Here is a 24,803-nt window from a genome sequence, read left to right on the forward strand (position 1 = left end):
TTTATGGCAGAGACTACTCATCCGCAGCACATCACAGGCGCAGAAATTGTTATCCGTTGCCTAGAGCAAGAAAATGTAAAATTTGTGTTCGGCTACCCAGGTGGTGCCGTTCTGCATATTTACGACGCGATTTACAAACAAGGCCACTTTAAACATATTCTTGTGCGCCACGAACAAGCTGCCGTACATGCCGCAGATGCATTTTCACGCGCAACAGGTGAAGTTGGTGTTGCGCTCGTTACATCAGGCCCAGGTGCAACTAATGCCATTACTGGTATTGCAACCGCCTACATGGATTCAATCCCACTTGTTGTTATTAGTGGCCAAGTGCCAGTGCCAGCCATTGGCTTAGATGCATTCCAAGAAGTAGACATGGTTGGCGTTACTCGTCCATGTGTTAAACACAACTTTTTGGTTAAAGATGTAAAAGACATTGCGACAACACTGAAAAAAGCATTCTATATCGCAAAAACTGGCCGACCAGGTCCAGTAGTTGTCGATATTCCAAAAGACATTACGGCACACTTTGCCGATTTTGTTTACCCAGAATCAGTTGAAATGCGCTCATACAACCCAGTGACCAAGGGTCACAGTGGCCAAATCAAAAAGGCAGTTAAATTACTGCTTGAGGCTAAACGCCCGATGGTATACACAGGTGGCGGCTTAGTATTGGGTGATGCATCAGAGTTACTAGTTAAACTGGTCAAAGCGCTTGGTGTGCCAGTCACCAACACATTAATGGGTTTAGGTGGCTACCCTAGCACTGACAAGCAGTTTCTAGGCATGCTTGGTATGCACGGCACGTATGAAGCAAACATGGCGATGCAAGACTGTGATGTGCTGTTAGCGGTAGGCGCTCGTTTTGATGATCGAGTAATCGGCAATACTGATCACTTCTACAGCAAAGATCGCACGATTATTCATGTAGATATCGACCCATCATCCATTTCTAAGCGCGTCAAAGTACACGTACCTATCGTGGGCGATGTTAAATCAGTGCTAGCTGAAATGAACGAACTCGTTGCACTTGAAAAGCCGACGCAATCACCAGCATTAAAAGCGTGGTGGACACAGATTGAAAGCTGGCGCGGTAAGCTATGTTTAGACTACAGCAATAACAACGGCCTCATCAAACCACAATATGTGATTGAAAAACTTTGGGAAGTCACCAAGGGTGACGCCTATGTCACATCCGACGTTGGTCAACATCAGATGTGGGCAGCGCAATACTACAAATTTGACAAACCACGCCGCTGGATTAACTCTGGCGGCCTTGGCACAATGGGGGTTGGCTTACCTTATGCAATGGGCTGTCAATTTGCAGACCCAACTGCACAAGTGGCATGCGTGACAGGTGAAGGCAGTATTCAAATGAATATTCAAGAGCTTTCGACCTGTAAGCAATACAGCCTACCAATTAAAGTGATTCTATTAAACAATCGCTACTTGGGCATGGTACGTCAGTGGCAAGAGTTCTTTTATGAAAATCGCTATTCAGAGTCATACATGGACAGCTTGCCTGACTTTGTAAAACTTGCTGAGTCTTACGGCCACGTTGGCATGCAAATTACGAAACCAGAAGATGTTGAAGGCGCACTAAAAGAAGCTTTCGACATGAAATCTCGCTTTGTGTTTATGGACTTCATTACAGACCAAAAAGAAAATGTATTCCCTATGATTCCAAACGGCAAAGGGTTATCTGAAATGATTCTGGCGGAGGACTTATAATGCGTCATATTGTTTCACTATTGATGGAAAATGAAGCTGGTGCATTATCTCGCGTCGCAGGGCTTTTCTCAGCTCGTGGCTACAACATCGAGTCTTTAACCGTAGCGCCAACTGAAGACCCAACATTATCACGCATGACCATTGTTACCTCTGGCTCTGATGACGTGATTGAACAAATCATTAAACAGCTTAACAAGCTGGTAGATGTAGTTAAAGTACTTGATTTGAACGATGGAAAATTCATTGAACGTGAACTGATGCTGGTGAAAGTTAAAGCAACAGGTGCGTTCCGTGAGGAAATGAAGCGTATGTGCGACATTTTCCGCGGTCGAATTATTGACGTAGCAGATGGCACATTCACCATTGAGCTAACTGGTTCTGGCCACAAGCTAGACGCGTTTATTGAAGGGTTAGACAACGCAGCGATTTTAGAAACAGTGCGCACAGGTGCATCTGGTATCGGTCGTGGCGATAGAATCTTAAAAGTATAAATTAGCACCACTAGAAACACCCTCTACTCCACGCATAGGGTACAAAAATGCGTTGTTTAGCGATAGTTTAGATATTGTTCTAAATTTTAAGTGTTTTCAAAGTAAGTGTTTTTATAGCCGAATTTATAACCAAATTGTAGTTTTCTTAAACAATGTAGTTTGTAGTGTCAAAGCAACAGGTGCAACGAAAGTATCTCAGATGATTTTTCTCTGTGATTGCAACGTTCTCTGTAGCAAATATTTTTAGAGGAAAAGAAATGTAAGTTTATTACGACAAAGACTCTGATTTTGGATTTATAAAAGGCAATAAAGTAACAATCGTTGGTTATGGCTCAAAAGGTCACGCTCATTCTGCAAACTTAAAAGATAGCGGCGCAAACGTAACTATCGGTTTACGTAAAGGCGGTAGCTCATGGGCTAAAGCAGTAGCAGCTGGTCACAACGTACTAGAAATCGCAGAAGCAACAAAACAAGCTGATGTTGTTATGTTGTTATTGCCTGACGAAACAATGCCAGAAATTTTCCACGCTGAAGTTGCTGCCAACCTAAAGCAAGGTGCTGCATTAGCTTTCGCACACGGCTTCAACATTCACTACAACCAAATCACACCACGTGCTGATTTGGACGTGATCATGATCGCTCCTAAAGGTCCAGGCCACACAGTGCGTTCAGAGTACCTTAAAGGCGGCGGCGTACCTTCATTGATCGCTGTTTACCAAGATAAATCAGGTAAAGCGAAAGACATCGCACTTTCATACGCAGCTGCAAACGGCGGCACTAAAGGTGGCGTGATTGAAACTGACTTCCGTGAAGAAACAGAAACTGACTTGTTCGGTGAGCAAGCTGTGCTATGTGGCGGTGCGGTTGAGTTAGTTAAAGCTGGCTTCGAAACTTTGGTTGACGCAGGTTACGCACCTGAAATGGCATACTTTGAATGCTTGCACGAATTGAAATTGATTGTAGACTTGATGTACGAAGGTGGTATCGCGAACATGAACTACTCAATCTCAAACAATGCTGAGTACGGTGAGTATGTTACTGGTCCTAAAGTGATTAACGATGAATCACGTTACGCAATGCAAGAAGCTTTAGCTAACATCCAAAACGGTAACTACGCTAAACAATTCATTTTAGAGGGTCGTACTAACTACCCTGAAATGACAGCACGTCGTCGTTTGAACGCAGCACACCCGATTGAACAAGTTGGTGGCCAATTACGTGCGATGATGCCTTGGATTGCTAAAAACAAATTAGTTGATCAATCTAAAAACTAAGCTTAGTCTAACATCTAGGTTGCGTTTAAATAGTTTTCATTTTAAAAATTTAAACTAGCTTAAATAGAAAGGGCAAAACGTTTAACGATTTGCCCTTTTTTATTAGCGATTTATACTTGCTAGTACCATTCACACTAAAGTCGCGCACACTATATTGAGTTTTATAATAAAAATAACGATTATTGGAACTATCGTGCAAACTAACATCACAGTACTCACACAATACTTATTACCTAAACAAGCAATCACCGCGATTGCAGGAAAACTTGCCCATCTAAAGGGAGGTAATACAACCACTGCCGTTATACGCTGGTTTGTTAAGCGATATAACGTCAATATGAACGAAGCTGCTAACCCTGACATTAGCTCATACAAAAGCTTTAATGAGTTCTTTACTCGCCCATTAAAAGCTGATGCAAGGCCGCTCGCACAAGCTGATTTTATTTGCCCAGTCGATGGCGCAATTAGCCAATTTGGTCATATCGAGCAAGACCAGATTTTCCAAGCAAAAGGTCATCAATACACAACAACAGCACTCATTGGCGGTGATACTGAAGCTGCCAAAAAGTACGAAAACGGTCACTTTGCCTGCCTGTATTTAAGCCCTAAAGACTATCATCGCATCCATATGCCATGTGATGGGCGCTTACTAAAGATGACTTATGTACCAGGTGATTTATTCTCTGTTAACCCCACCACAGCGCAAGGTCTCCCAGGCTTATTTGCACGCAATGAGCGAGTAGTCTGCGAATTCTCTTCAGTGCAGTATGGAAACTTTGTCATGGTGTTAGTTGGTGCAACCATTGTTGGTAGCATGGCAACAATTTGGCACGATGCAAAAGATGGCATTATCAACCCACCTCGCCTGCCTAGTATTAAAACTTGGTCTTACACAGACAAAAACATCAGTTTAAAACAAGGTGAAGAAATGGGGCGCTTCTTGCTAGGTTCTACTGTAGTGATGCTATTTCAAAAAGATACACTGCAATTTAATGCCAACTGGCAACCCGCACGCGCGGTTAAATTGGGTGAGATGATGGGTATTAAACTAAACCTATAAATCTATTGTAGCCTTGGCGCAGTGCATCAAGGCTACAACAGATTATTTCTTACTTAATAACTTTGTGATGCAAATTTGGCGCCAACTCGTTCAATGCTGCCTCATAGACACCGCGCTTAAATTCGATTACATCCTCTAAAGGAACCCAATAATCATTCCAACGCCAAGCATCAAACTCTGGATGGCTAGTAGCTCTCAGTGAAACATCACTGTCTCGTCCCATTAAACGCAACAAATACCAAATTTGTTTTTGCCCACGATAGCTACCACGCCACTCACGCTTTACCCAGCTCGTTGGCACTTCATAGCGCAGCCAATCTTTAGTTCGGCCCAAAATCTTAACATGCTCAGGCTTTAAGCCAACCTCTTCCATCAGCTCACGATACATCGCCTGCTCTGGACTCTCGCCAAAGTTAATACCACCTTGTGGGAACTGCCAAGCATGCTCACGGATACGCTTACCCCAAAATACCTGATTGTTAGCATTGCATAAAATAATGCCAACATTCGGGCGAAACCCATCACGATCTAACATAGCATATACTGCCTAAATAATACTGTTATAAAATATGATGCAATTTTTTCATATTTCCAGCATTATTGAAAGCAACCATTTGCTTCATACCGAATTAATATTAAATCTAATGAATCCTAAAATAAGCATTTTCACAAAAATCGGCAGATACATTGCAATTATCAGCATTAATCTAACCATGATGTCATGTTCGGCAAACACTAGCTCAAACTCACATCAAGCCTACATCACCAACCAAGGCGAACATACTGTATCGGTAATTGATACTAGCAAAAATCAAGTGATACACACCATTAGTGTTGGCAAAGGCCCTGTTGGTGTCGCTATCGCATCGGGATTAAGTCGGGTTTATATTTCCAATGTTGAAAGCCAAGATATTTCAGTCATCAATACTCAAAACAATACATTGGTTAATACGATCAAAATTAATGGCTCACCAGTCGGCCTAGCCACCTCACCAGATGAAAAAACACTATACGCCACAGACTGGTTCAATAACCGAGTAGTATCCATTGACACAGATAGCAAGCACACAATGCGCGAGTTATCTATTGGTGATGCACCCGCGGGGCTAGCCATTAGCCCAGATAGCCAAACACTATATGTCACTAATCGTGATAGCAACGACATCGCAATCATAGACACCAACACACTCGCAATTAAACAGCGGATATCAGTTGGGAAACATCCTTTTGGAATAGCCTTAAGCAACACAGGGAAACTGCTCGCAAGTGTTAACGTGCAAGACGATACCGTTAGCATCATCAATACAGAAACAATGACCAAAGAAACAATGAAGGTAGGCTACCACCCATATTGCGCAGCATTCAGCCTTGATGAAAAAACGCTTTACGTCACCAATACACAAGATGACAGTGTCACCGTACTAGATATTGTAAATAAAAAGGTCATAACAACTATTAATGTAGGCAGCACCCCTGAAGGTATTAGCATAGACCACGCAAACCATCGTGCTTATGTGGCTAATTGGGGTAGTAACAATGTGAGCGTGATAGATACGAAAAAAAATAAACTTACCACCTCCATCAAAACGGGTGAAAAAAGCCGTGCATTCGGTCAATTTATTTTAAACCTACATCCTTAGGCTCGTCGTCTATCGCTAATCTTTAAACCATCATATCAGCCTATCACTTGTACCACAGGCACTCAGATTTTCTAACCGTAAGCCAGTCATTGGCTTCCCCAATTTGCTAAGCCAGCAAACTGGCAAGCAAAGTGTGAAAGGGCATCACCACCAATCTAAGCAGCTAAAGCTACAAGATTGGTGCGATAAGAGGTAAACCTCTTGAAAAGTCGTATGTAGTAGCGGCTACTAGCCGCGAACAAAGCCTCTCAAATTGATGCATGGTTAGACGATTGAATTGTCAGGTGAAATTTCACCATTGCTTTCGCGGTCAATGACCGCTCCTACTGATAGCTGACTTTGCACCCTTGTACCACGGGTACTCCGATTTGCTAAGAGATCAATCTCTTGCAAAGTCGTATGTAGGAGCGGCTAGTAGCCGCGAACAAAGCCTCTCAAATTGATGCATGGTTGGACGATTGAATTGTCAGGTGAAGTTTCACCATTGCTTTCGCGGTCGGTGACCGCTCCTACAAAATTCTGTATTTATTTTGGGAGACTAGCAAAGCCCAGTAGGTTAAATATTTACTAACACTCATGACTAAATCACCCTCAACAATATTAAGCATGTCAACCAAGCTTAATTATCCACGTTAAATAAACCACAAACAGCCTACAAGTGAATATTCGAGTTCTCATAAGTTCTGTTTCTACTTTATAATGTAACGTTGTTTTTGAACAGTTCCTCTCATTACTGAGATTTTTGGAGAAAAGTGTATGAAAAAAATTCTAGCGTTAATCGCACTTAGCTTAACTACAAGCTTGGTTTCTGTATCCGCATCAGCACATGGCCCATCACCACTTAAAGTGGATAAATCCATCACAATCAAAGCTGAGCCAGCTAAAGTTTGGGCATTGGTAAAAGACTTTGGCAATATGCAAAAATGGCACCCAGCGATCACTAACACCAAGTTAGAGAAAAAAGGCGAAGACACATTCAGAACGCTAACCCTTAAAGATGGCGGTACAATTCTTGAGAAATTACGTAGTGCAGATGATGCAGACATGAAAATCCGCTACGAAATTGTTTCAAGTGGTTTGCCATTAACAGACTACAACGCTTACATGGTGGTTAAAAAAGGTGCAAACGATAGTGAAACAACAGTGCAATGGGTTGGTCGCTTTTACCGCCTATACAAATTGAACCCACCTATTCCGGCTGGTCAAGATGATGAAACTGCATTAAATACAATCAACAGTATTTTTGATACAGGTTTAGCAGGTTTAAAAAAGGCTGCTGAAGCGTCAAAGTAGATAACCGCGAAGGCTCTCAAAATAAAGCCTCTACAAATTGGTCACTGATGCAATGGTTACGTGACCTTTTTTGACAGTTTGAGCGGTAGAAAATACAAAAAATTGTCACTTTAATAAAAAAGCGGAACCTAATGTTCCGCTTTTTTATTGCCAATTGATTAGCATTGATACTGCTATCCAATTAAATATATTGAGCTTGTTAAAACCAGCATATTGATTGTTATCAACTTAAAATAAATCTAAGTACGTATAAAATTAATTTAAATACATATAGTTACAATACATAACATTTTGAAAAAAATCCTTAAACTCCTTTACACTTCAGCTTAAACCACTCCAAATACTGCAATGAAATACATCAATAATTAAAAACTGGCACAGCAGTTGCTTGTTAATAATCGAGCATTACCATTTAAGACATAGTGTAGAAACACTTACTTTTACCAAAGGAAACTAAAATGAAACAAGTACAAAAAGGTTTTACGTTAATTGAGTTGATGATTGTTGTTGCAATTATCGGCATCTTGGCAGCAGTTGCTTTACCACAGTATAGAGCATACACAGAAAGATCTGCTGACGCAGCCTGTTTAGCTGAAGCAACAGGTGTAGCACGCGGTGTTGCAGCTGCAGTTGCTAATCAGGACGGTGCTTTAGTTCCAGTTGTAGTTCCTTCATCTTGCGGTGATGCAGGCGGCGTTGCAGCGGGCGTAGTACCTGCAGCAGGAACTGTATTGACATTTGCAGCTAGCCCTCGCGGCACTAGAGCTGTGACGTGTCAAGTGGATACAGGCGTTTGCACATTCTAGACTGCTAAATTAAGCACGTTTAGCCTCGATGACGTGTAGTGAGATATAGAGTGAAAGCAACAAACCCCTAATTCTTGCTACACACCATCATAGCTAAAAAAATGCCCATCCATTGATGGGCATTTTAACATCTATGCATAATCTTTCATCGACTTCACTTCATGGTATCGAGGCTAAAAGTGCTGCTGCCTAGCGCCCCCATCCAGCACCACTGCATCAAACCCATTTTGCACCAAAATAAACGCGGCGGCAGAACTACGCCGCCCAGTTTGGCAATACACTAAATAAGTTTTACTGTGATCTAAGGTTGATGTCAGTTGCCTGATCTCGTTTAAAGGTAAGTTAATTGCACCTTCAATATGCTCATATTGATACTCTGAAGGTAGTCTGGCATCTACCCATACAGCACCATTGGCAACTTTAGCCTCTGCAACTTCTCTGCTGATATGCGTGAGCATCGGCTCTTTAAGTAGCTCAACAAAATCATGTTTATTAAGCCGCAATAGTTGTCCATCTGTTTTCATGGTGACAGTTGCATTACGTTTGTTATCAGAGACTAGCGCCTCTTCACCAAAAGCATCGCCCATTTTTAACTCTGCAACTAAAATTGATGGCGCATTAACACCATCAGCACGGCTGACCAGAAGCGAGCCATGCTCAATGAGGTAATAGTAATCACCCTCTGCACCTTGTTGAATAATCACTTGCCCTGCAACCGTGTTTATTCGCTCCATACGTTTAAACATGGCTTCAATATTAGCAACAGGCACTTTACTAAATACGCCAGATTGTAATTTAGCCACACTAAAAACGCCTGTGTCACGCATCCACTCAACTGGAGTTCTATTAGCCTTGCCATCACTTGCCTTGTGATGCAGATTGTTAAGAACGCCCTCACCAGTAGATAACTGATCCCACGTCATCATGATATCTAACAGGTCGTTGTCTATACGCAGTATTTCAATATCGGTAAGGGCTATACTCTCCACTAGGTTTTGATCACAATTAACAGGATGTTTTGCCGCAGGCGTATCACAACGCAAGAGCAGTTTGCCATTTTTAACGAACCTTAACTCAAGATCTCCCTTAATTAAATAGACCGCCTGTTTTACATGCGTTACATTCATGCGAAGGGGGTTAACACCTTTGCTTACCTTTTCTACAAAACACAAATCAGCAAGCTCCTGCTTACGGCCTGCTGATAGTTTAGCAATAGGTTCTATCTTATTTAATAAGGCAAGTGCAGGAGCTGTCATGTTTTGCATCAATATATAAATAGTTAGAGTGATATTTTTTAGCCATTATTTTTTATCCACTCAGATCATCAATAACGCTTGGCCTATAGTGGCTGCTGTTAACTTAATAAAGTTGAAACCTTTGCAAGAAACGGAATATGGCTAAAATTCCAACAAAGATAATAATATAGTGTTAAATCCTCAGGTTATAGCTCAAAAGTCTGTTGCCGACTAAGCGCTTTAATAGGCAAGCCCATATCCCACTCAGCTATTTCGTTCATAATATGCACGTCCTCACCTGGTTTTAAGTGGGTAATGTACACTTCAAGCTCACTTGCTAGATGCGCTGCATTCAACTTGGCCAACTCTTGCAAAAGCAATGATGGACATAGATGCTTAGATATCGTTGCCAGCTCAAACTCGTCATTGCTAAAAGCTGTTTCTATAATCAAATACTTAAGGCGGCTTATCTTGTTCACTTCATGCCATAAAGCATCGCAAGTTGTAGTGTCCCCAGTATAAACCAAACTCTGACGCGCACCTTCTATATGATACCCAACTGCAGGCACCACATGATGAGCAGGCAATGGTGTGATTTTTCTTTTACCAAGCATTACTTTTTGTCCAAGTTTTATTTCTTGGTAGCGCAAAAATGGTATATCACTATTGGGTATGGCATTAAAATCTGGCCATATTTTCCAATTAAAAATATGTTCTTTCAGAATAGATAGTGTTTCTTTTGTCGCGTACACGGTAATTGGTTCGGTATGAATCCCCATCACGGTATCTAACAACAGAGGAATAAATGCAATATGATCTAAGTGCGAATGTGTCACAAATATATGGCTAATGTTAAGCAACTCATTCATCGATAAATCACTAACACCCGAGCCAGCATCAATCAGCACATCCTGATCTAGCAACAGTGATGTTGTGCGGTATTCTCCACCTATTCCACCACTACAGCCAAGCACTTTGAGTTGTGTCATTTCGACATTCACCTTATTAACGATAATGATCTATATCACTTATGAAGCCATGTACGGGCTATTTTGAGTACAATGTTATGATTACCTCAACATTTAAAATCGCCACCATCACTATGACTTATCAGCAACCACTTGAGCTTAGCCTTTCCACATCAGATAACAGCAAAATCGATGCCAGCGTCATCTGGCTACATGGGCTTGGTGCTGATGGATATGATTTTGAACCGATTGTTGAGCGCTTTTTAGAAAACCCATTATTTAGCACAGTACGATTTATATTGCCACATGCTCCCGAAATGCCTGTGACCAGAAATAATGGATATATCATGCCAGCTTGGTATGATATCTATGGAAACATCCCTGTTACACAAGAGGATGAGGCTGGGATCAAAGCAAGCCAAGAATACATCAACACATTGATTAATAATGAAATTAACAGAGGAATCGCATCTGAGAGAATTTTACTTGCCGGGTTTTCACAAGGCGGCGCAATTGCGTTGCATACTGCAGTGCGGTACCCGCAAAAGTTGGCTGGCGTACTGGCGCTTTCCACTTACTTACCATTGCATGCGCTACTAAATAAAGAAGCAAACACAGCCAATACTAATACGCCAATTCTAATGGCTCACGGCATTTATGATGATGTCATTTCGTTAGAAATGGCAGCAAAGTCGCGCGATTTACTACAAAACTGTCAATATTCCGTCAATTGGCGTGAATACAACATGGCACATTCACTTTGCGATCAAGAAATAATCGATATTCAAGCCTTTTTAAAACAAGTTTTGTCCTTAGATTTGCCTTAAGATTTGGTAGAATAGCGGATTGATTAATCATAGCCACTGAGACGCGATGTCTGCATCCAAAACAAAAAATACTGCTACTAGCGACAAAGACGCGCTTGAATCTACGCTAAGCTTTGAGCAAGCGTTTAGCGAGCTAGAAAGCATCGTAGCGCAAATGGAGTCAGGACAAATGGCGCTAGAAGCTTCACTTGCGGCGTATAAACGTGGCAACTTACTACTCACGTTTTGTCAACAATCACTGGCTGATGTTGAACAGCAAGTAAAAGTACTGAATGAGCGCCAACAACTTGTACCGTTCACTGATAATAATGACTAACACCAACATGACAGACAAGTCAGAAACTGATTTTTTAATATGGGTAAAAGAGAAGCAAGCCCATATTGAAATGGTACTCGACGAAGCATTGCCTAGTGAAACAACCGCTCCAGAATCATTACATGAGGCAATGCGCTACAGCCTATTAGGTGGTGGTAAGCGTGTAAGAGCCCTACTTTGTTACGCAGCCGCAGAACTATGTGCGACAAATACTGAGGTCACGGATGCTGCGGCCTGTGCCGTAGAAATGATTCATGCATACTCATTAGTCCATGATGACATGCCCTGTATGGATAATGATGATTTACGCCGCGGCAAACCTAGCTGTCACAAACAATATGATGACGCTACAGCACTATTAGTGGGCGATGCTCTGCAAAGCTTAGCCTTTGACATACTCTCCACACCTACACTTTGTGAAAATGCTAATCAGCAAGTATCCATGCTCAATATTTTGGCAAAGGCATCTGGCTCATTAGGCATGGCTGGAGGGCAAGCCATTGATTTAGCAGCAATTGGCAAACCACTCACGCAAAATGAATTAGAAACCATGCACAAGCTAAAAACTGGCGCACTGATTCAGGCAGCGGCATTGTTGGGTGCATCAGGTGGCACGCATGAGCAAATGTCTGCCATGATTTCATATGCAGAACATATAGGGCTGGCATTTCAAGTGGTTGACGACATTCTTGACGTTGAAGCAGACACTAGCACGTTAGGAAAGACTGCTGGCAAGGATGCCGATAGTAGCAAGCCTACGTATGTCACCATTTTAGGGTTAGATCTCGCAAAAAAATTGGCTGACCAACTATATGAAGCTGCCATTTTGGCATTAGCGCCATTTGGTGAAGATGCAAAACGCCTGCGCGAGCTAGCTGGATTTATTCTACACCGCAGCTTTTAACCCAATCCACTATTAAATAAATGACAATCTGCTCGTGACCCCACTATTAAACACTATTAACTACCCCGAACAATTGCGGTTACTTGAACGTAGGGAATTAACGCAACTTGCACAAGAGTTACGCTTATTTTTGGTAGACAGTGTCGCTAAAACTGGTGGGCATCTTGCCTCTAACCTTGGCGTAGTAGAACTCACCATTGCATTGCATTATGTATTTAATACACCAGACGATAAACTAGTTTGGGATGTTGGGCATCAAACCTACCCCCATAAAATATTGACTGGCCGCCGTGAAGCCATGCAAAACCTGCGGAAGCCACAAGGTATTGCGGGCTTTCCTAGACGCAATGAAAGCGCATATGACACTTTTGGTACTGGTCACTCTAGCACCTCAATCTCCGCTGCATTAGGCATGGCTGTCGCCGCGCAAAAGGCTGGGAGCGAGAGACGCGCTGTGGCGATTATCGGTGATGGCGCCATGACCGCCGGCATGGCTTTTGAGGCGCTGAATAATGCAGGCAATATGGATGCAAATCTGCTAGTTGTACTCAACGACAACGACATGAGTATTTCTAATAATGTCGGCGCACTCAATAACTATTTAGCAAAGTTACTCTCTAGTCGCTTCTACGGTACCGTTAGAAAGTCGGGTAAGAAAGTGTTATCAGCATTACCGCCCATGATGGAATTTGCTAAACGTGCAGAAGAACATGTTAAAGGCATGGTCACTCCAGGTACTTTGTTTGAAGAATTTGGCTTCAACTATATCGGGCCTATCGATGGCCACGACCTAGATGCCCTTATTGATACCCTGCACAATATTAAACAACTCAGCGGCCCTCAGTTTTTACACATCGTCACGCAAAAAGGTAAAGGCTTTGAACCTGCTGAAGAAAACCCTAATAAGTATCATGGTGTAGGTAAATTTGACCCATTCAACGGCAACGCCATCAGTGCAAAATCAGCTAAGTCATATACCGAGATTTTTGGTGATTGGCTTGTTGATATGGCAGGTGCTGACGATAGGCTCATCGGCATAACACCCGCGATGTGCGATGGTTCTGGCTTAAATGCTTTTGCCAGCAAATATCCAGATCGCTATTACGATGTTGGCATCGCAGAGCAACATGCGCTTACGTTTGCCGCAGGCATGGCTTGCGATGGATTAAAACCAGTGGTGGCTATTTACAGTACGTTTTTACAACGTGCTTATGACCAACTGATTCATGACATTGCTTTACAAAACCTACCTGTTCTACTCGCCATTGACCGCGCAGGCTTAGTTGGGGCAGATGGCCCGACGCATGCTGGTAGTTTTGATTTAACCTACATGCGCTGCATTCCTAACATGGTGATCATGACCCCTAGTGATGAACATGAATGCCGCCAAATGCTCACTACTGGATTCCTGTACGATGGCGTAGCTGCCGTGCGCTACCCTAGAGGCAGTGGTACTGGCGCTAACGTGAGTAGTAAACTCGAACCGATAGAAATCGGTAAGGGTATGATAGCGCGTAAAGGTGAAAAAGTTGCGATTCTGGCATTTGGCTCAATGCTGGCACCAGCACTGGAGGCCGCTGATACACTCAATGCTACAGTGGCTAATATGCGCTTTGTTAAACCAATTGACCATGCACTCATCGCACAAATTGCACAAGAACATACGGTCATTGTCACCATAGAAGAAAATTGCATTATGGGGGGAGCAGGCTCTGCCGCGATGGAAGCGCTGCAATCTATACAGCCCAATATCCCGCATACGATTAAAACACTAAGTCTAGGATTACCAGACAGATTTATAGAACACGGCGTTCATGAAACTATGCTCGCAGATTGCGGTCTAGATGCTGATGGGATAGTTTCTGCAATTGCGAAGCTAATAACCTAGTGATATACTCAACTAATATTTGTAAAATTTAAGAAAATATACATGGATCAGACTACGCAAAAAACCCCGATTGAAGACGTACAAAACACGGTAGATACACGCCATTTGGCTATTGATAAAGTTGGTATTAAGGCGATTCGCCATCCAGTTGTTGTAAAAGACAAAACTGGTGGTGAACAACATACTGTTGCCATGTTTAACATGTACGTCCATCTACCGCAGCAATTCAAGGGCACACACATGTCTCGTTTTGTTGAAATTCTCAACATGAATGAGCACGCAATTTCTGTAGAGTCTTTTGAAACGATTCTACGTGAAATGGTAAAACGACTTGAAGCGGAATCTGGTCATATTGAAATGACATTCCCTTACTTTGTGAACAAAGCAGCACCTATTTCTGGTGTAAAAAGCTTATTAGACTATGAAGTCACTTTTATTGGTGAGATTCATCATGGAAAATTTGAAATCACGGTAAAAGTATTGGTGCCAGTCACTAGCTTATGCCCATGCAGTAAAAAAATCTCTAACTATGGTGCACATAACCAGCGCTCACATGTCACAGTAACAGCCCTGATTAATGACTTCATCTGGATAGAAGATATTATTGACTTAGTAGAGAAACAAGCATCATGCGAGCTTTACGGCTTACTGAAGCGTCCAGATGAGAAATTTGTCACGGAACGCGCTTACGACAATCCAAAATTTGTTGAAGACATGGTGCGCGATGTTGCCGCGCAACTAAACGCAGAGAAACGTATTATTGCCTATACCGTTGAATCTGAAAATTTTGAATCCATTCATAACCACTCAGCCTATGCGTTAATAGAAAAAGATAAGCGCTAGCATTAAGAAATAAAAAAGCCACTTAAATTAAGTGGCTTTTTTTATACACGTCAGCTTGTTTCTAGCAAAAATATTACATAAAAAAGATTATGCTTTCATGCTTATTGGATTGTTAATACTTTTTAGTTAACGTCATGGTAACACTCTGATGCTTTATATCCATCCGACTTAAAGCACTCATTCCCATCAAAACAATTGAAGGTGACCCACCTTCTAACACATTACCCTCTACTTGATGTAGCGTTATACCGCCAATTTTCAAGTTCGCAATGGTCACTTTATATGCCGTCACAACACCATTGGCTGTGCCTACTAAAACAGGCTCACCCTTTTTATAGTCAATTTTAGCAAATTTAGCATCGCCACTGTTCAATGCAACGGTAGTTGCCCCTGTATCAATTAAAAACTTGAGCGCAGCACCATTAATCTTACATTCAGAAACAAAGTGTCCTTGGGCATTTGCATACAAAGTCACACTGGGGATGCTGTTAGTTGATGCATCAGCCACAGAGGCAGCTTGCCCCATACCTAGCTTCTTTGTTTCACCTTCTATGACCAATGTCGCTGAGCTACTATCCGCAGCAATCAATTTAACCCCATCAACAGTTTGCCCAACACTCAAGGTTCTGGGCTTTCCATTATTAATGATAACAACTGCCTTATTGCTATATAAACCCACAATATTTACTCGCGTATTTGCCAAGGCTGTTGCTGGTAATAATGACGCAAAAACTGATAGTGTAATCAGCATCCATTGGCGTAAATTGCTATATACCATTATTTAAACATTCCTTGCTGAGTTGGAAGCTGATGACTAAGATTCAACCCAAAGGCTATCACAGCCAAACCTATTAATGGGAAAACTGCCGCGAGCACAAAAGTTTGCTGACCACCCAAATACTGCAAAGCATAGCCGCCAGCCACACCACCCACTGTACCACCAACACCGTAAGCGACACTGTTATAAATCGCCTGACCTTTTGCTTGGTGACGTCCATTAAAAAACTGGGTAATCACATCAATTGATGCCGCATGAAAGCTGCCAAATGTAGCCGCATGTAAAGTTTGTGCCAATATGAGCAACCATAGGCTATCCACTGCTACACCAATAAGCCCAAAACGAACCACAGCTAATACTAAACTCACCAGTAAAATCGTTTTTAACGTAAATCTTGCCAAAATCCTAGGCATCATCATGAAAATACCAATTTCACAAACTACGCCTATCGCCCAAAGCAAGCCAATGGTGGTTTTACTGTATCCATGCTCGCTCAAATAAATAGAGTAAAAGTTATAAAGTACGCCATGTGCAGTCACCATCAGGGAACAACCCACCAATAATGCAATCACATTAGGCTGACGAATCACTTGCCAAATTGAAAAATGATCATGTGGATGTGCTGCAAGCTTTGGCTCGGGCAACGAAAACGTGAGTGCAAACAACAGCACTTGCACCGCAAGCAAGAACCACAATAAACTTGAAATGCCCGCTGAATCTATCAAAAAACCTAACACAACAGCCGCCACAATAAACCCTGATGAACCCCACATACGAATACGGCTGTAATGCCCATTGGTAGTAGCAAGATGCGCCAAAGTAAGCGACTCTGCTAATGGCAAAGTAGAGCTGGTAAATAAGCTCAATGCTGCCATCACAAAGAACATCCAGAAAAAACCATGCGCCCAGAATACGGCTACAAAGCCACACAAGCCTAAAAAAGCAGTCAGTTTAATCCAAGGTGTGCGTTTACCTGTATGGTCTGCAAGCCAACCCCAAAAATTAGGTGCAAAAATACGGCTAATTTGGAATAAAGACATCAATATCCCAATATCAGCGGCAGAAAATGACTCAGACTTTAAATACAAACCCCAATATGGAACAAAAGCACCGACAAAGAAGTAATAGATAAAATAGAATCGAGATAAACGGTAATGTAACGCTGTATGCATATCGATATGATACCGATAAAAAAAGTCGGCAGATGCCGACTTGAAAATTAATGTTTAATCCAGAGTGTTTGCGAAATATTTATACGATTTTTGGTGTATTACACAACACGTCTGCATTTTGCCCACGATTACGCAACGCATGGTCCATCAACACCATTGCTAACATTGCTTCTGCAATCGGGGTTGCTCGCACGCCAACACATGGATCATGACGACCAGTAGTTTGCATGGTCACTGCATTTCCACTTTGATCAATTGAACGGCGCTCTTGTGGGATGCTAGAGGTTGGTTTTAACGCAACATTCACGCGAATTTCTTGGCCAGTAGAAATGCCACCTAAAATGCCGCCAGCATGATTGGTAACAAAGCCTTGCGGCGTCATTTCATCAGAATGTACGCTACCACGTTGTGCTACGCTAGAAAAACCAGCACCGATTTCAACCCCTTTGACTGCATTAATGCTCATCATGGCATAGGCAATTTCAGCGTCTAATCGGTCAAAAATCGGCTCACCTAAACCCACAGGTACATTTTCCGCAACCACTGTAATGCGCGCGCCTACGGAATCACGTTCGGCACGAATATTATCTAAATACGCCTCAAGTGTGGGTAAGATAGTAGTATTAGGTGAGAAAAATGGATTACTATTTACCACATCCCAACTTTCAAATGGAATGTCAATTTCACCCAGTTGGCTCATATAGCCACGCACGACAACGCCATAACGCTCTTTTAGCCATTTTTTCGCAATTGCGCCAGCCGCCACACGCACAGCAGTTTCACGCGCACTAGAGCGGCCACCTCCACGATAATCGCGCACACCGTATTTTTGCGTATATGTATAGTCCGCATGGCCTGGACGAAATGTATCCATGATTTTGCTGTAATCTTGGCTACGCTGGTCAGTATTGCGGATTAGTAATCCAATGGGTGCACCTGTGGTTTTTCCCTCAAAAATACCAGAGAGGATTTCAACAGAATCAGCTTCTTGGCGTTGTGTCACATGGCGAGATGTTCCTGGCTTGCGACGATCTAAATCAATTTGCAAATCTTCAGCACATAATGCTAGCCCTGGTGGGCACCCATCGACGACACCGCCAATTGCAGCACCATGCGACTCACCGAATGATGTAAAGGTAAAAAGCTTGCCAAGTGTATTGCCAGACATGATACGACCTCAATTAAAGTTGGGTAATTTTAGCATACCCAAGCAACATGTTAAGGACGCCTCTAAAAATTCAAATGCCTGACCCAGACAAGGTGCGAACAAAAAATTGCGACAACGCATATGCCTGATATGTAAGGAGTAATTTTTTGTGAGCAACGCCGCATGGCAACGGAGGTTGGATTTTTAGAGATGTCCTTAATTAACCAAGCCTTTAATCCATTGTTGATACACTTGATTAGCCACTTTATTGAGAAAAAAACAATGCAATGGCAGTGTTTGCTGAATAATCTCGGGCGGTTGAACCGCAGGACTATCTAAAGCAGACGAGATTTCATCTACCCCAATAACACACCACTCGTTTACCATGTCTGCCGTCATTTCTATATGACATTGCAACGCTAAATGTTTGCCGATGGCATACGCTTGGTTCTCACAATATGGACTAGCTAGCAAATGTTCTGCACCTGACGGCAGACTAAATGTTTCACCGTGCCAATGAAAAGCATTGAAACTTTCCAACTCCCCAAACCAATATTGAGCAGTACTATTTCCACTGACTTTAACTTCTCCCCAGCCTATCTCTTTAATGGCATTTTTAGTGACCTCAGCACCCAATGCTTTGCTCATTAATTGAGCACCTAAACAATGTCCCAACACGGGCACATCGGCATCTACAGCCTGCCTAATTAAATCAAGCACTGGTGCAATCCAAGGCAAGTCATCATTCACACTCATCGGGCCGCCCATCAACACCATGCCACTGTAGGCATTAATTGAAGCTGGGACGACATCCCCTTCATCAATCTTAATTAAACACCAAGGAATCCCTTGCTCATCCAAAAATTCAGAGAAATAGCCTGGTCCTTCACAGCTAAAATGACGAAATATAACGACTGGCTTCATGTTTCTAATACCTTATATTGTCCAATATCAATACCATCTATTGTATAGCGTCCGATTGCGTATCTGATTAACCGCAATGTTGGAAAGCCAATTTTTGCAGTCATACGTCTTACTTGACGATTTTTACCTTCAGAGATTTTTATTTGCAACCATGTCGTCGGTATCGCCTTACGCTCCCGAATCGGTGGATTACGCAACCACAGACCTGCTGGTTCATCTATTACCTCTACATCTGCTGGCAATGTCATAAAATCACCTAAATCTACTCCGCGTCGCAGTGGCTGCAAATCCTCGTCAGACGGCGCCCCTTCAACCTGTACCCAATAAGTTTTAATTTCTTTATGTTTTGGATGACTTAAACGATGTTGCAATGCCCCATCATCGGTTAAAATAAGCAAACCTTCACTATCAGTATCTAAACGCCCAGCAGCATAAACATCGGGGATCGGGATAAAGTCTTTTAACGTGGCGTGCCTATTATCAGGATTAGGTGAATCATGCGGGCTAAATTGGCACACGACGTTAAACGGTTTATTAAATAAAATTATCATCTTAGGAAATTGTGAATGACTTCGAAAATTATCAAGCCTAGCGCTGGCGAAAAAATTTCTGTTAACGCAGACAATACGCTAAACGTACCCAACAACCCGATTATCCCATTTATTGAGGGTGATGGCATAGGTATCGATATTACTCCGCCTATGATTAAAGTTGTAGATGCCGCAGTGAATAAAGCTTATGCGGGCACTCGCAAAATTTCATGGATGGAAGTGTTCGCTGGCGAAAAAGCTGTCAACTTGTACGGCAAAGACAAAGAAGGTAAAGATACATGGTTACCAAGTGAAACCATGCAAACTGTGCGTGACTATGTTGTGTCGATTAAGGGCCCATTAACTACGCCAGTTGGTGGGGGCATTCGCTCACTCAATGTATCCCTACGCCAAGAGCTTGACCTTTATGTATGCTTGCGTCCAGTGCAATACTTCACTGGCGTACCTAGCCCTGTAAAACACCCTGAAAAAACCGACATGGTGATTTTCCGCGAGAACACTGAAGATATCTATGCAGGCATTGAATGGGCGGCAGGCACAGATGAGGTAGAAAAAGTCATTACCTTCTTAAGTGACATGGGCATGCGTAAAAAAATTCGCTTTCCTGAATCATCTGCCATTGGCATCAAACCAGTTTCAATCGACGGTAGCAAACGTCTAGTACGCAAAGCGATTCAATACGCCATTGATAACAACCGCAAATCAGTGACCATTGCCCACAAAGGCAACATCATGAAGTTTACAGAGGGCGGCTTTAGAGACTGGGGTTATGAAGTTGCGAAAGAAGAGTTTGGCGCAGTTGAAATTGATGGTGGTCCATGGTGCAAATTGCCTAATGGCATCATCATTAAAGACTGTATTGCTGATGCTTTCTTACAAGAAATTTTATTACACCCACAAGATTACGACGTAGTTGCCACGCTTAACCTAAACGGTGACTACATGAGCGATGCACTAGCAGCACAAGTAGGCGGTATTGGGATTGCACCAGGCGCTAACCTCAGTGATACAGTTGCAATGTTTGAAGCAACCCACGGTACTGCACCAAAAATTGCTGGGAAAAACATTGCTAACCCAAGCTCATTGATACTCTCTGCTGAGATGATGCTTCGTCATTTAGGTTGGACAGAAGCCGCAGACTTAGTGCTTAAGGGTGTTGCAAATGCAATTATCAGCAAACGTGTGACTAGCGACTTCTCAAGCCAAATGGAAGGCGCCACACAAGTGGGTACCGCTGAATTTGGTGACGAAATTATTGCAAATATGCAATAACAGGTTTTACATCTGAAAATGAAAAAAGGCTCTGTTTGCATTAAAGCATACAGAGCCTTTTGAGTATTGGGGACCAGATGTAGGCTAGCCCAAATTTAGTTTAGATAAAACTTAAGCTTTCTGAATATTTGAAGCTTGTTTACCTTTTGGGCCTTCAGTTAAATCAAAACTTACACGTTGGCCTTCTTTTAGGCTTTTATAACCTGATTCTACAATCGCTGAGAAGTGTGCGAATAAATCATCACCACCATCATCAGGTGTAATAAAACCAAAACCTTTAGAATCATTAAACCATTTTACGGTACCTGTTGCCATTTCATACATCCTTACATATTACAAAGGGGGGCGCCCCAAAAAGTTTGCCTCAAGAACAGAAGTCGCAGTAACTAAATTAAAGCAGGCTGCAAAAAACTCGAATTCAAACACCTAAGCATATTTATATGTTGCTTTTTCTGAGATGTCAAGAAGTTTTTGTCTTCATAGAAGCTATGTCTTGCGCTAAGCTCGTCACGCTTGATTACTTTGTCTTAAAAGTTAATATAATTAGCTAATTTTCATGATAAAAGACGTAAAGTCTTTACAAAAAAAAACGTAAAGTGCATTATTGGACTGAATAAATTAATTGGAATTGTTTGTAAGCTCATTCAACCACGACAATCAATATGGCAACTGCAACCTCACAAACAAAACTAAGTGGTCTCGCTAGAACATTAATTCAAGAAAAGCTACTTTCTGAAGATGAAGCAAGAACAGTTGAAGCGCAGGCTTCAACTATCAATGCATCGTTTATTTCACAACTGATTCAAAGTAAAAAACTGAGCGCATTAAGCATTGCAGAAGCCTCAGCAAAGGCCTTTGGCTTTCCCTACTTTAATTTGGATGCATTCAACCCAGACTACTTACCTGCCAAACAAATTGATAGCAAACTAGCTATCAGCAACCGCGTAATAGCTCTTCAAGCGCGTAACAATGTGCTGTATGTTGCAATTTCCGACCCCACCAATATCCTCGCATTAGATAGCGTTCAATTCCAAATGGGAATGAACATTTCACCAATTGTGGTTGAAGATGACAAGCTCGGCCGCTGGATAGATAAAGTCATTCAATCTAAAGATACTAGCCTCAAATCGCTTGACGTTGGGCACGATGATGACTTTGGCTTTAATGATGACAGCGCGCACATTGTTGAAGATGAGCAAGTAGAAACCGAAGTTGATGATGCCCCTGTTGTTCGTTTTCTTAATAAAATGTTGCTAGATGCCATTAACATGGGGGCATCTGATTTACACTTTGAGCCATATGAGAAATTTTATCGTGTACGTTATCGGGTTGATGGTGCACTTCGGGAGATTAGCCAACCACCTCTTGCGATTAAGGAAAAATTAGCCTCACGCATCAAAGTTATCTCAAGTATGGATATATCAGAAAAGCGTATCCCGCAAGATGGTCGCATGAAGTTAGTGTTATCCAAAACACGCACGATTGATTTCCGTGTTAGCACATTACCCTTAATTCATGGTGAAAAGATTGTGATGCGGATTCTGGATCCTGCCAGTGCATCACTTGGTATTGAAGCGTTAGGATATGAACCTATCCAAAAAGAGCGCTTACTCAATGCAGTAAGTCGGCCTTATGGCTTAGTGTTAGTCACTGGCCCAACAGGCTCAGGTAAAACAGTTTCACTTTACACATGTTTAAATATCCTCAATAAACCAGATGTTAATATTTCAACCGCTGAGGATCCATGTGAGATTCCCCTTGCAGGTATTAATCAAGTTAATGTAAATGATAAACAAGGACTTACTTTTGCAGCCGCATTAAAGTCGTTCTTAAGGCAAGATCCAGACATCATCATGATTGGTGAAATTCGTGATTTAGAAACCGCTGATATGGCTATCAAAGCGGCGTCCACGGGCCATATGGTGCTTTCTACCCTACACACCAATGATGCGCCATCTACATTAACTCGTTTGTTGAATATGGGCGTTGCGCCGTTCAATATTGCGTCAGCAGTTTCTCTTATTACTGCGCAACGATTGGCTAGACGCTTATGCAAGCACTGCAAAACCCCTATCAATATTCCTAAAGAAGCGCTTTTAAGCGTTGGATTTATTGAAGAAGACTTCAATGAACCTTGGCAACTTTATGCTCACAACCCAGAGGGCTGTGAGTTATGTAACGGTGGCTATAAAGGGCGAGTAGGTATTTACCAAGTCATGCCAGTGACAGATGCAATTAGTCGAATTATTATGAAAAATGGTACAGCACATGACATTGCTGACCAAGCAAGACTAGATGGCGTGAACGATTTACGTCGCTCAGGCATACTTAAAGTAATGCAAGGCTTAACTTCGATAGAGGAAGTAGAGGCATGCACCAATGAATAACGCTTTAAAATACCTCCATACAACAGCAAGAAACTCAGGAAATAATTATGGCAGCTAATCCTAAGGCCACAAAAGAAGTTATTTACTCTTGGGTAGGTAAAGACAAAAAAGGCAAAATTATTAAAGGTGAAATGAAGGCCTCAGGTGAGTCTTTTGTAAGCGCTACATTACGTCGCCAAGGCGTTACCGTCACCAAAATCAAAAAACAAAGCAGCTTTACAAGTGCGGGTAAAGTTTCAGATAAAGATGTGACATTATTTACCCGCCAACTTGCTACCATGATGAAATCTGGGGTGCCGTTGTTACAGACTTTTGATATTGTAGGCAAAGGCCACAGCAACCCTGCCGTATCAAAACTATTAAGTGATATTAAATCTGATGTGGAGACTGGTAGCAGCCTTAGTGCTGCATTTCGTAAGTATCCATTGTACTTTGATGCACTATTTTGTAATTTAATTAGTGCGGGGGAGCAAGCAGGTATTTTAGATACACTACTTGATAGACTCGCTACCTATAAAGAAAAAATTCTCGCGATTAAATCTAAAATTAAATCAGCACTCTTTTATCCAGTTTCAATTTTGGTGGTTGCATTTATCATCACCGCTGTAATTATGATTTTTGTGATACCTGCATTTAAAGAGTTATTTAGTAGCTTTGGCGCCGACCTTCCAACACCAACACTCGTCGTGATGGCTATTTCTGATATTTTTGTAGAATGGTGGTGGGCTATTTTTGGCTCTATAGGATTCGGGCTCTGGTTCTTTTTCTACACATGGAAACGCTCTGTTTCTTTCCAAGCGACTATGGATAGATTGTTATTAAAACTTCCAGTGTTTGGTGAGTTGGTTCGCAAAGCAACAATTGCCAGATTTGCACGTACGATGGCTACCATGTTTGCTGCTGGCGTTCCATTAGTAGAAGCCCTAGATTCAGTTGCTGGTGCAGCTGGCAATCGAGTGTATTACGATGCCACAAAAAGAATTCAAAGCGAAATCAGCACAGGGACGAGTTTAACGGTTGCGATGCAAAATACAGACGTTTTCCCTAACATGGTGCTACAAATGACTGCGATTGGTGAGGAGTCAGGCGCATTGGATTCTATGTTGAGTAAAGTAGCCGACTTCTACGAAGGTGAAGTGGATGATGCAGTAGAAGGCCTCTCCAGTTTGATGGAGCCTATTATTATGGTCGTATTGGGGGTATTAATCGGTGGTTTGGTTATTGCGATGTACTTGCCTATCTTCAAACTTGGTCAGGTAGTAGGCTAATACAGATGAACCACTCAACTCTACCGAATTA

At 42.1% G+C, this 24,803-nt stretch carries 23 protein-coding genes and 1 pseudogene; 15 read left to right on the plus strand and 9 right to left on the minus strand.

All coding sequences use genetic code 11. The features are described 5' to 3' along the window. Positions 1-3: 3 nt before the first annotated feature. The 4 genes and pseudogenes from Q7U33_RS08190 to asd all read left to right on the plus strand — a co-directional run bounded on the left by Q7U33_RS08190 (position 4) and on the right by asd (position 4,553). Positions 4-1,728 (plus strand): acetolactate synthase 3 catalytic subunit, encoded by a 1,725-nt coding sequence (locus tag Q7U33_RS08190; RefSeq protein ID WP_304859603.1) that lies wholly within the window; start codon positions 4-6, stop codon positions 1,726-1,728. Beyond that, the gene (gene ilvN / locus Q7U33_RS08195; protein ID WP_019899427.1) at positions 1,728-2,219 is read left to right on the plus strand and encodes an acetolactate synthase small subunit; all 492 of its coding nucleotides are present in this window, start codon (positions 1,728-1,730) and stop codon (positions 2,217-2,219) included. Before Q7U33_RS08190 ends, ilvN begins: the two co-directional genes overlap by 1 nt. A 263-nt stretch (positions 2,220-2,482) precedes the next feature. Next, positions 2,483-3,493, plus strand: a pseudogene (gene ilvC / locus Q7U33_RS08200) (ketol-acid reductoisomerase); the annotation flags it as partial. 193 nt (positions 3,494-3,686) lie between these two features. Further along, on the plus strand, positions 3,687-4,553 hold the full coding sequence (asd, locus tag Q7U33_RS08205) for an archaetidylserine decarboxylase (protein WP_304859610.1): 867 nt from the start codon (positions 3,687-3,689) through the stop codon (positions 4,551-4,553). Positions 4,554-4,602: 49 nt separating this feature from the next. Here asd and Q7U33_RS08210 read toward each other — a convergent pair whose 3' ends face one another. Continuing rightward, a complete protein-coding gene (locus tag Q7U33_RS08210) occupies positions 4,603-5,088 on the minus strand; it encodes an RNA pyrophosphohydrolase (protein ID WP_304859612.1) in 486 nt (161 codons plus the stop codon). Positions 5,089-5,197: 109 nt separating this feature from the next. Here Q7U33_RS08210 and Q7U33_RS08215 point away from each other — a divergent pair, with 109 nt between their 5' ends. From Q7U33_RS08215 to Q7U33_RS08225, 3 genes are all read left to right on the plus strand, one after another. Continuing rightward, entirely contained in the window at positions 5,198-6,193 is a 996-nt protein-coding gene (locus tag Q7U33_RS08215; RefSeq protein ID WP_370651999.1) for a beta-propeller fold lactonase family protein, read from the plus strand. Between the two features lie 756 nt (positions 6,194-6,949). Next, positions 6,950-7,486: an SRPBCC family protein gene (locus tag Q7U33_RS08220; protein ID WP_304859618.1), complete on the plus strand. Its 537-nt coding sequence runs from the start codon at positions 6,950-6,952 to the stop codon at positions 7,484-7,486. Between the two features lie 458 nt (positions 7,487-7,944). After that, positions 7,945-8,292 carry a prepilin-type N-terminal cleavage/methylation domain-containing protein gene (locus tag Q7U33_RS08225; RefSeq protein WP_304859621.1) on the plus strand — a complete coding sequence of 116 codons (348 nt, stop codon included), beginning with the start codon at positions 7,945-7,947 and terminating at the stop codon, positions 8,290-8,292. Between the two features lie 173 nt (positions 8,293-8,465). On the opposite strand, the gene Q7U33_RS08230 is transcribed toward Q7U33_RS08225, so the two are convergent. Beyond that, complete coding sequence (locus Q7U33_RS08230) at positions 8,466-9,548, minus strand: cyclic nucleotide-binding domain-containing protein (RefSeq protein WP_304859623.1); 1,083 nt, start codon at positions 9,546-9,548, stop codon at positions 8,466-8,468. A 185-nt stretch (positions 9,549-9,733) separates the two neighbouring features. Next, entirely contained in the window at positions 9,734-10,516 is a 783-nt protein-coding gene (locus tag Q7U33_RS08235; protein WP_304859625.1) for a 3',5'-cyclic-nucleotide phosphodiesterase, read from the minus strand. 77 nt (positions 10,517-10,593) lie between these two features. Here Q7U33_RS08235 and Q7U33_RS08240 point away from each other — a divergent pair, with 77 nt between their 5' ends. The 5 genes from Q7U33_RS08240 to folE2 are packed head-to-tail and all read left to right on the plus strand — an operon-like array spanning position 10,594 to position 15,273. Then, positions 10,594-11,322 carry an alpha/beta hydrolase gene (locus Q7U33_RS08240; RefSeq protein WP_370652000.1) on the plus strand — a complete coding sequence of 243 codons (729 nt, stop codon included), beginning with the start codon at positions 10,594-10,596 and terminating at the stop codon, positions 11,320-11,322. Between the two features lie 46 nt (positions 11,323-11,368). Beyond that, positions 11,369-11,638 (plus strand): exodeoxyribonuclease VII small subunit, encoded by a 270-nt coding sequence (locus Q7U33_RS08245; protein ID WP_304859628.1) that lies wholly within the window; start codon positions 11,369-11,371, stop codon positions 11,636-11,638. Next, positions 11,631-12,542 carry a polyprenyl synthetase family protein gene (locus Q7U33_RS08250; RefSeq protein WP_304859630.1) on the plus strand — a complete coding sequence of 304 codons (912 nt, stop codon included), beginning with the start codon at positions 11,631-11,633 and terminating at the stop codon, positions 12,540-12,542. The genes Q7U33_RS08245 and Q7U33_RS08250 overlap by 8 nt, the downstream gene beginning before the upstream one ends. A gap of 34 nt (positions 12,543-12,576) precedes the next feature. Continuing rightward, the gene (dxs, locus tag Q7U33_RS08255; protein ID WP_304859632.1) at positions 12,577-14,430 is read left to right on the plus strand and encodes a 1-deoxy-D-xylulose-5-phosphate synthase; all 1,854 of its coding nucleotides are present in this window, start codon (positions 12,577-12,579) and stop codon (positions 14,428-14,430) included. Between the two features lie 42 nt (positions 14,431-14,472). After that, the gene (gene folE2 / locus Q7U33_RS08260) at positions 14,473-15,273 is read left to right on the plus strand and encodes a GTP cyclohydrolase FolE2 (protein WP_304859634.1); all 801 of its coding nucleotides are present in this window, start codon (positions 14,473-14,475) and stop codon (positions 15,271-15,273) included. A 112-nt stretch (positions 15,274-15,385) separates the two neighbouring features. On the opposite strand, the gene Q7U33_RS08265 is transcribed toward folE2, so the two are convergent. The 5 genes from Q7U33_RS08265 to Q7U33_RS08285 form a co-directional block, all read right to left on the minus strand. Next, positions 15,386-16,051, minus strand: a complete 666-nt coding sequence (locus tag Q7U33_RS08265; protein WP_370652001.1) for a TIGR02281 family clan AA aspartic protease — start codon at positions 16,049-16,051, stop codon at positions 15,386-15,388. Beyond that, positions 16,051-17,223 (minus strand): MFS transporter, encoded by a 1,173-nt coding sequence (locus Q7U33_RS08270; protein ID WP_304859636.1) that lies wholly within the window; start codon positions 17,221-17,223, stop codon positions 16,051-16,053. The genes Q7U33_RS08265 and Q7U33_RS08270 overlap by 1 nt, the downstream gene beginning before the upstream one ends. A 79-nt stretch (positions 17,224-17,302) precedes the next feature. Then, positions 17,303-18,391 carry a chorismate synthase gene (aroC, locus tag Q7U33_RS08275; RefSeq protein WP_304859638.1) on the minus strand — a complete coding sequence of 363 codons (1,089 nt, stop codon included), beginning with the start codon at positions 18,389-18,391 and terminating at the stop codon, positions 17,303-17,305. A gap of 195 nt (positions 18,392-18,586) precedes the next feature. Further along, positions 18,587-19,294: a type 1 glutamine amidotransferase gene (locus tag Q7U33_RS08280; RefSeq protein WP_304859641.1), complete on the minus strand. Its 708-nt coding sequence runs from the start codon at positions 19,292-19,294 to the stop codon at positions 18,587-18,589. After that, a complete protein-coding gene (locus Q7U33_RS08285; RefSeq protein ID WP_304859643.1) occupies positions 19,291-19,845 on the minus strand; it encodes a pseudouridine synthase in 555 nt (184 codons plus the stop codon). Before Q7U33_RS08285 ends, Q7U33_RS08280 begins: the two co-directional genes overlap by 4 nt. 15 nt (positions 19,846-19,860) lie before the next feature. Between Q7U33_RS08285 and icd the strand changes: the two genes are divergently transcribed. Continuing rightward, the gene (gene icd, locus Q7U33_RS08290; RefSeq protein ID WP_304859645.1) at positions 19,861-21,117 is read left to right on the plus strand and encodes an NADP-dependent isocitrate dehydrogenase; all 1,257 of its coding nucleotides are present in this window, start codon (positions 19,861-19,863) and stop codon (positions 21,115-21,117) included. A 111-nt stretch (positions 21,118-21,228) separates the two neighbouring features. On the opposite strand, the gene Q7U33_RS08295 is transcribed toward icd, so the two are convergent. Continuing rightward, positions 21,229-21,432, minus strand: coding sequence for a cold-shock protein (locus Q7U33_RS08295; RefSeq protein ID WP_015831543.1), 204 nt, complete (start codon positions 21,430-21,432; stop codon positions 21,229-21,231). Between the two features lie 347 nt (positions 21,433-21,779). On the opposite strand from Q7U33_RS08295, the gene pilB reads away from it, so the two are divergent. Together pilB and Q7U33_RS08305 are read left to right on the plus strand one after the other, a co-directional pair. After that, a complete protein-coding gene (gene pilB / locus Q7U33_RS08300; RefSeq protein WP_304859655.1) occupies positions 21,780-23,504 on the plus strand; it encodes a type IV-A pilus assembly ATPase PilB in 1,725 nt (574 codons plus the stop codon). Positions 23,505-23,551: 47 nt separating this feature from the next. Next, positions 23,552-24,772 (plus strand): type II secretion system F family protein, encoded by a 1,221-nt coding sequence (locus tag Q7U33_RS08305; protein ID WP_304859657.1) that lies wholly within the window; start codon positions 23,552-23,554, stop codon positions 24,770-24,772. Positions 24,773-24,803 lie beyond the last annotated feature (31 nt).

Source organism: Methylotenera sp. (genome assembly GCF_030653755.1).
In the GTDB taxonomy this organism is placed as follows: Bacteria; Pseudomonadota; Gammaproteobacteria; order Burkholderiales; family Methylophilaceae; genus Methylotenera.

Bases quoted from the DNA above. Each gene is read 5' to 3' on its own strand.
- Q7U33_RS08190 (WP_304859603.1), top strand. From the start codon at position 4: ATGGCAGAGACTACTCATCCGCAGCACATCACAGGCGCAGAAATTGTT.
- ilvN (WP_019899427.1), top strand. From the start codon at position 1,728: ATGCGTCATATTGTTTCACTATTGATGGAAAATGAAGCTGGTGCATTA.
- Q7U33_RS08210 (WP_304859612.1), bottom strand. From the start codon at position 5,088: ATGTTAGATCGTGATGGGTTTCGCCCGAATGTTGGCATTATTTTATGC.
- Q7U33_RS08215 (WP_370651999.1), top strand. From the start codon at position 5,198: ATGAATCCTAAAATAAGCATTTTCACAAAAATCGGCAGATACATTGCA.
- Q7U33_RS08220 (WP_304859618.1), top strand. From the start codon at position 6,950: ATGAAAAAAATTCTAGCGTTAATCGCACTTAGCTTAACTACAAGCTTG.
- Q7U33_RS08225 (WP_304859621.1), top strand. From the start codon at position 7,945: ATGAAACAAGTACAAAAAGGTTTTACGTTAATTGAGTTGATGATTGTT.
- Q7U33_RS08230 (WP_304859623.1), bottom strand. From the start codon at position 9,548: ATGACAGCTCCTGCACTTGCCTTATTAAATAAGATAGAACCTATTGCT.
- Q7U33_RS08235 (WP_304859625.1), bottom strand. From the start codon at position 10,516: ATGACACAACTCAAAGTGCTTGGCTGTAGTGGTGGAATAGGTGGAGAA.
- Q7U33_RS08240 (WP_370652000.1), top strand. From the start codon at position 10,594: ATGATTACCTCAACATTTAAAATCGCCACCATCACTATGACTTATCAG.
- Q7U33_RS08245 (WP_304859628.1), top strand. From the start codon at position 11,369: ATGTCTGCATCCAAAACAAAAAATACTGCTACTAGCGACAAAGACGCG.
- Q7U33_RS08250 (WP_304859630.1), top strand. From the start codon at position 11,631: ATGACTAACACCAACATGACAGACAAGTCAGAAACTGATTTTTTAATA.
- folE2 (WP_304859634.1), top strand. From the start codon at position 14,473: ATGGATCAGACTACGCAAAAAACCCCGATTGAAGACGTACAAAACACG.
- Q7U33_RS08265 (WP_370652001.1), bottom strand. From the start codon at position 16,051: ATGGTATATAGCAATTTACGCCAATGGATGCTGATTACACTATCAGTT.
- Q7U33_RS08270 (WP_304859636.1), bottom strand. From the start codon at position 17,223: ATGCATACAGCGTTACATTACCGTTTATCTCGATTCTATTTTATCTAT.
- aroC (WP_304859638.1), bottom strand. From the start codon at position 18,391: ATGTCTGGCAATACACTTGGCAAGCTTTTTACCTTTACATCATTCGGT.
- Q7U33_RS08280 (WP_304859641.1), bottom strand. From the start codon at position 19,294: ATGAAGCCAGTCGTTATATTTCGTCATTTTAGCTGTGAAGGACCAGGC.
- Q7U33_RS08285 (WP_304859643.1), bottom strand. From the start codon at position 19,845: ATGATAATTTTATTTAATAAACCGTTTAACGTCGTGTGCCAATTTAGC.
- icd (WP_304859645.1), top strand. From the start codon at position 19,861: ATGACTTCGAAAATTATCAAGCCTAGCGCTGGCGAAAAAATTTCTGTT.
- Q7U33_RS08295 (WP_015831543.1), bottom strand. From the start codon at position 21,432: ATGGCAACAGGTACCGTAAAATGGTTTAATGATTCTAAAGGTTTTGGT.
- pilB (WP_304859655.1), top strand. From the start codon at position 21,780: ATGGCAACTGCAACCTCACAAACAAAACTAAGTGGTCTCGCTAGAACA.
- Q7U33_RS08305 (WP_304859657.1), top strand. From the start codon at position 23,552: ATGGCAGCTAATCCTAAGGCCACAAAAGAAGTTATTTACTCTTGGGTA.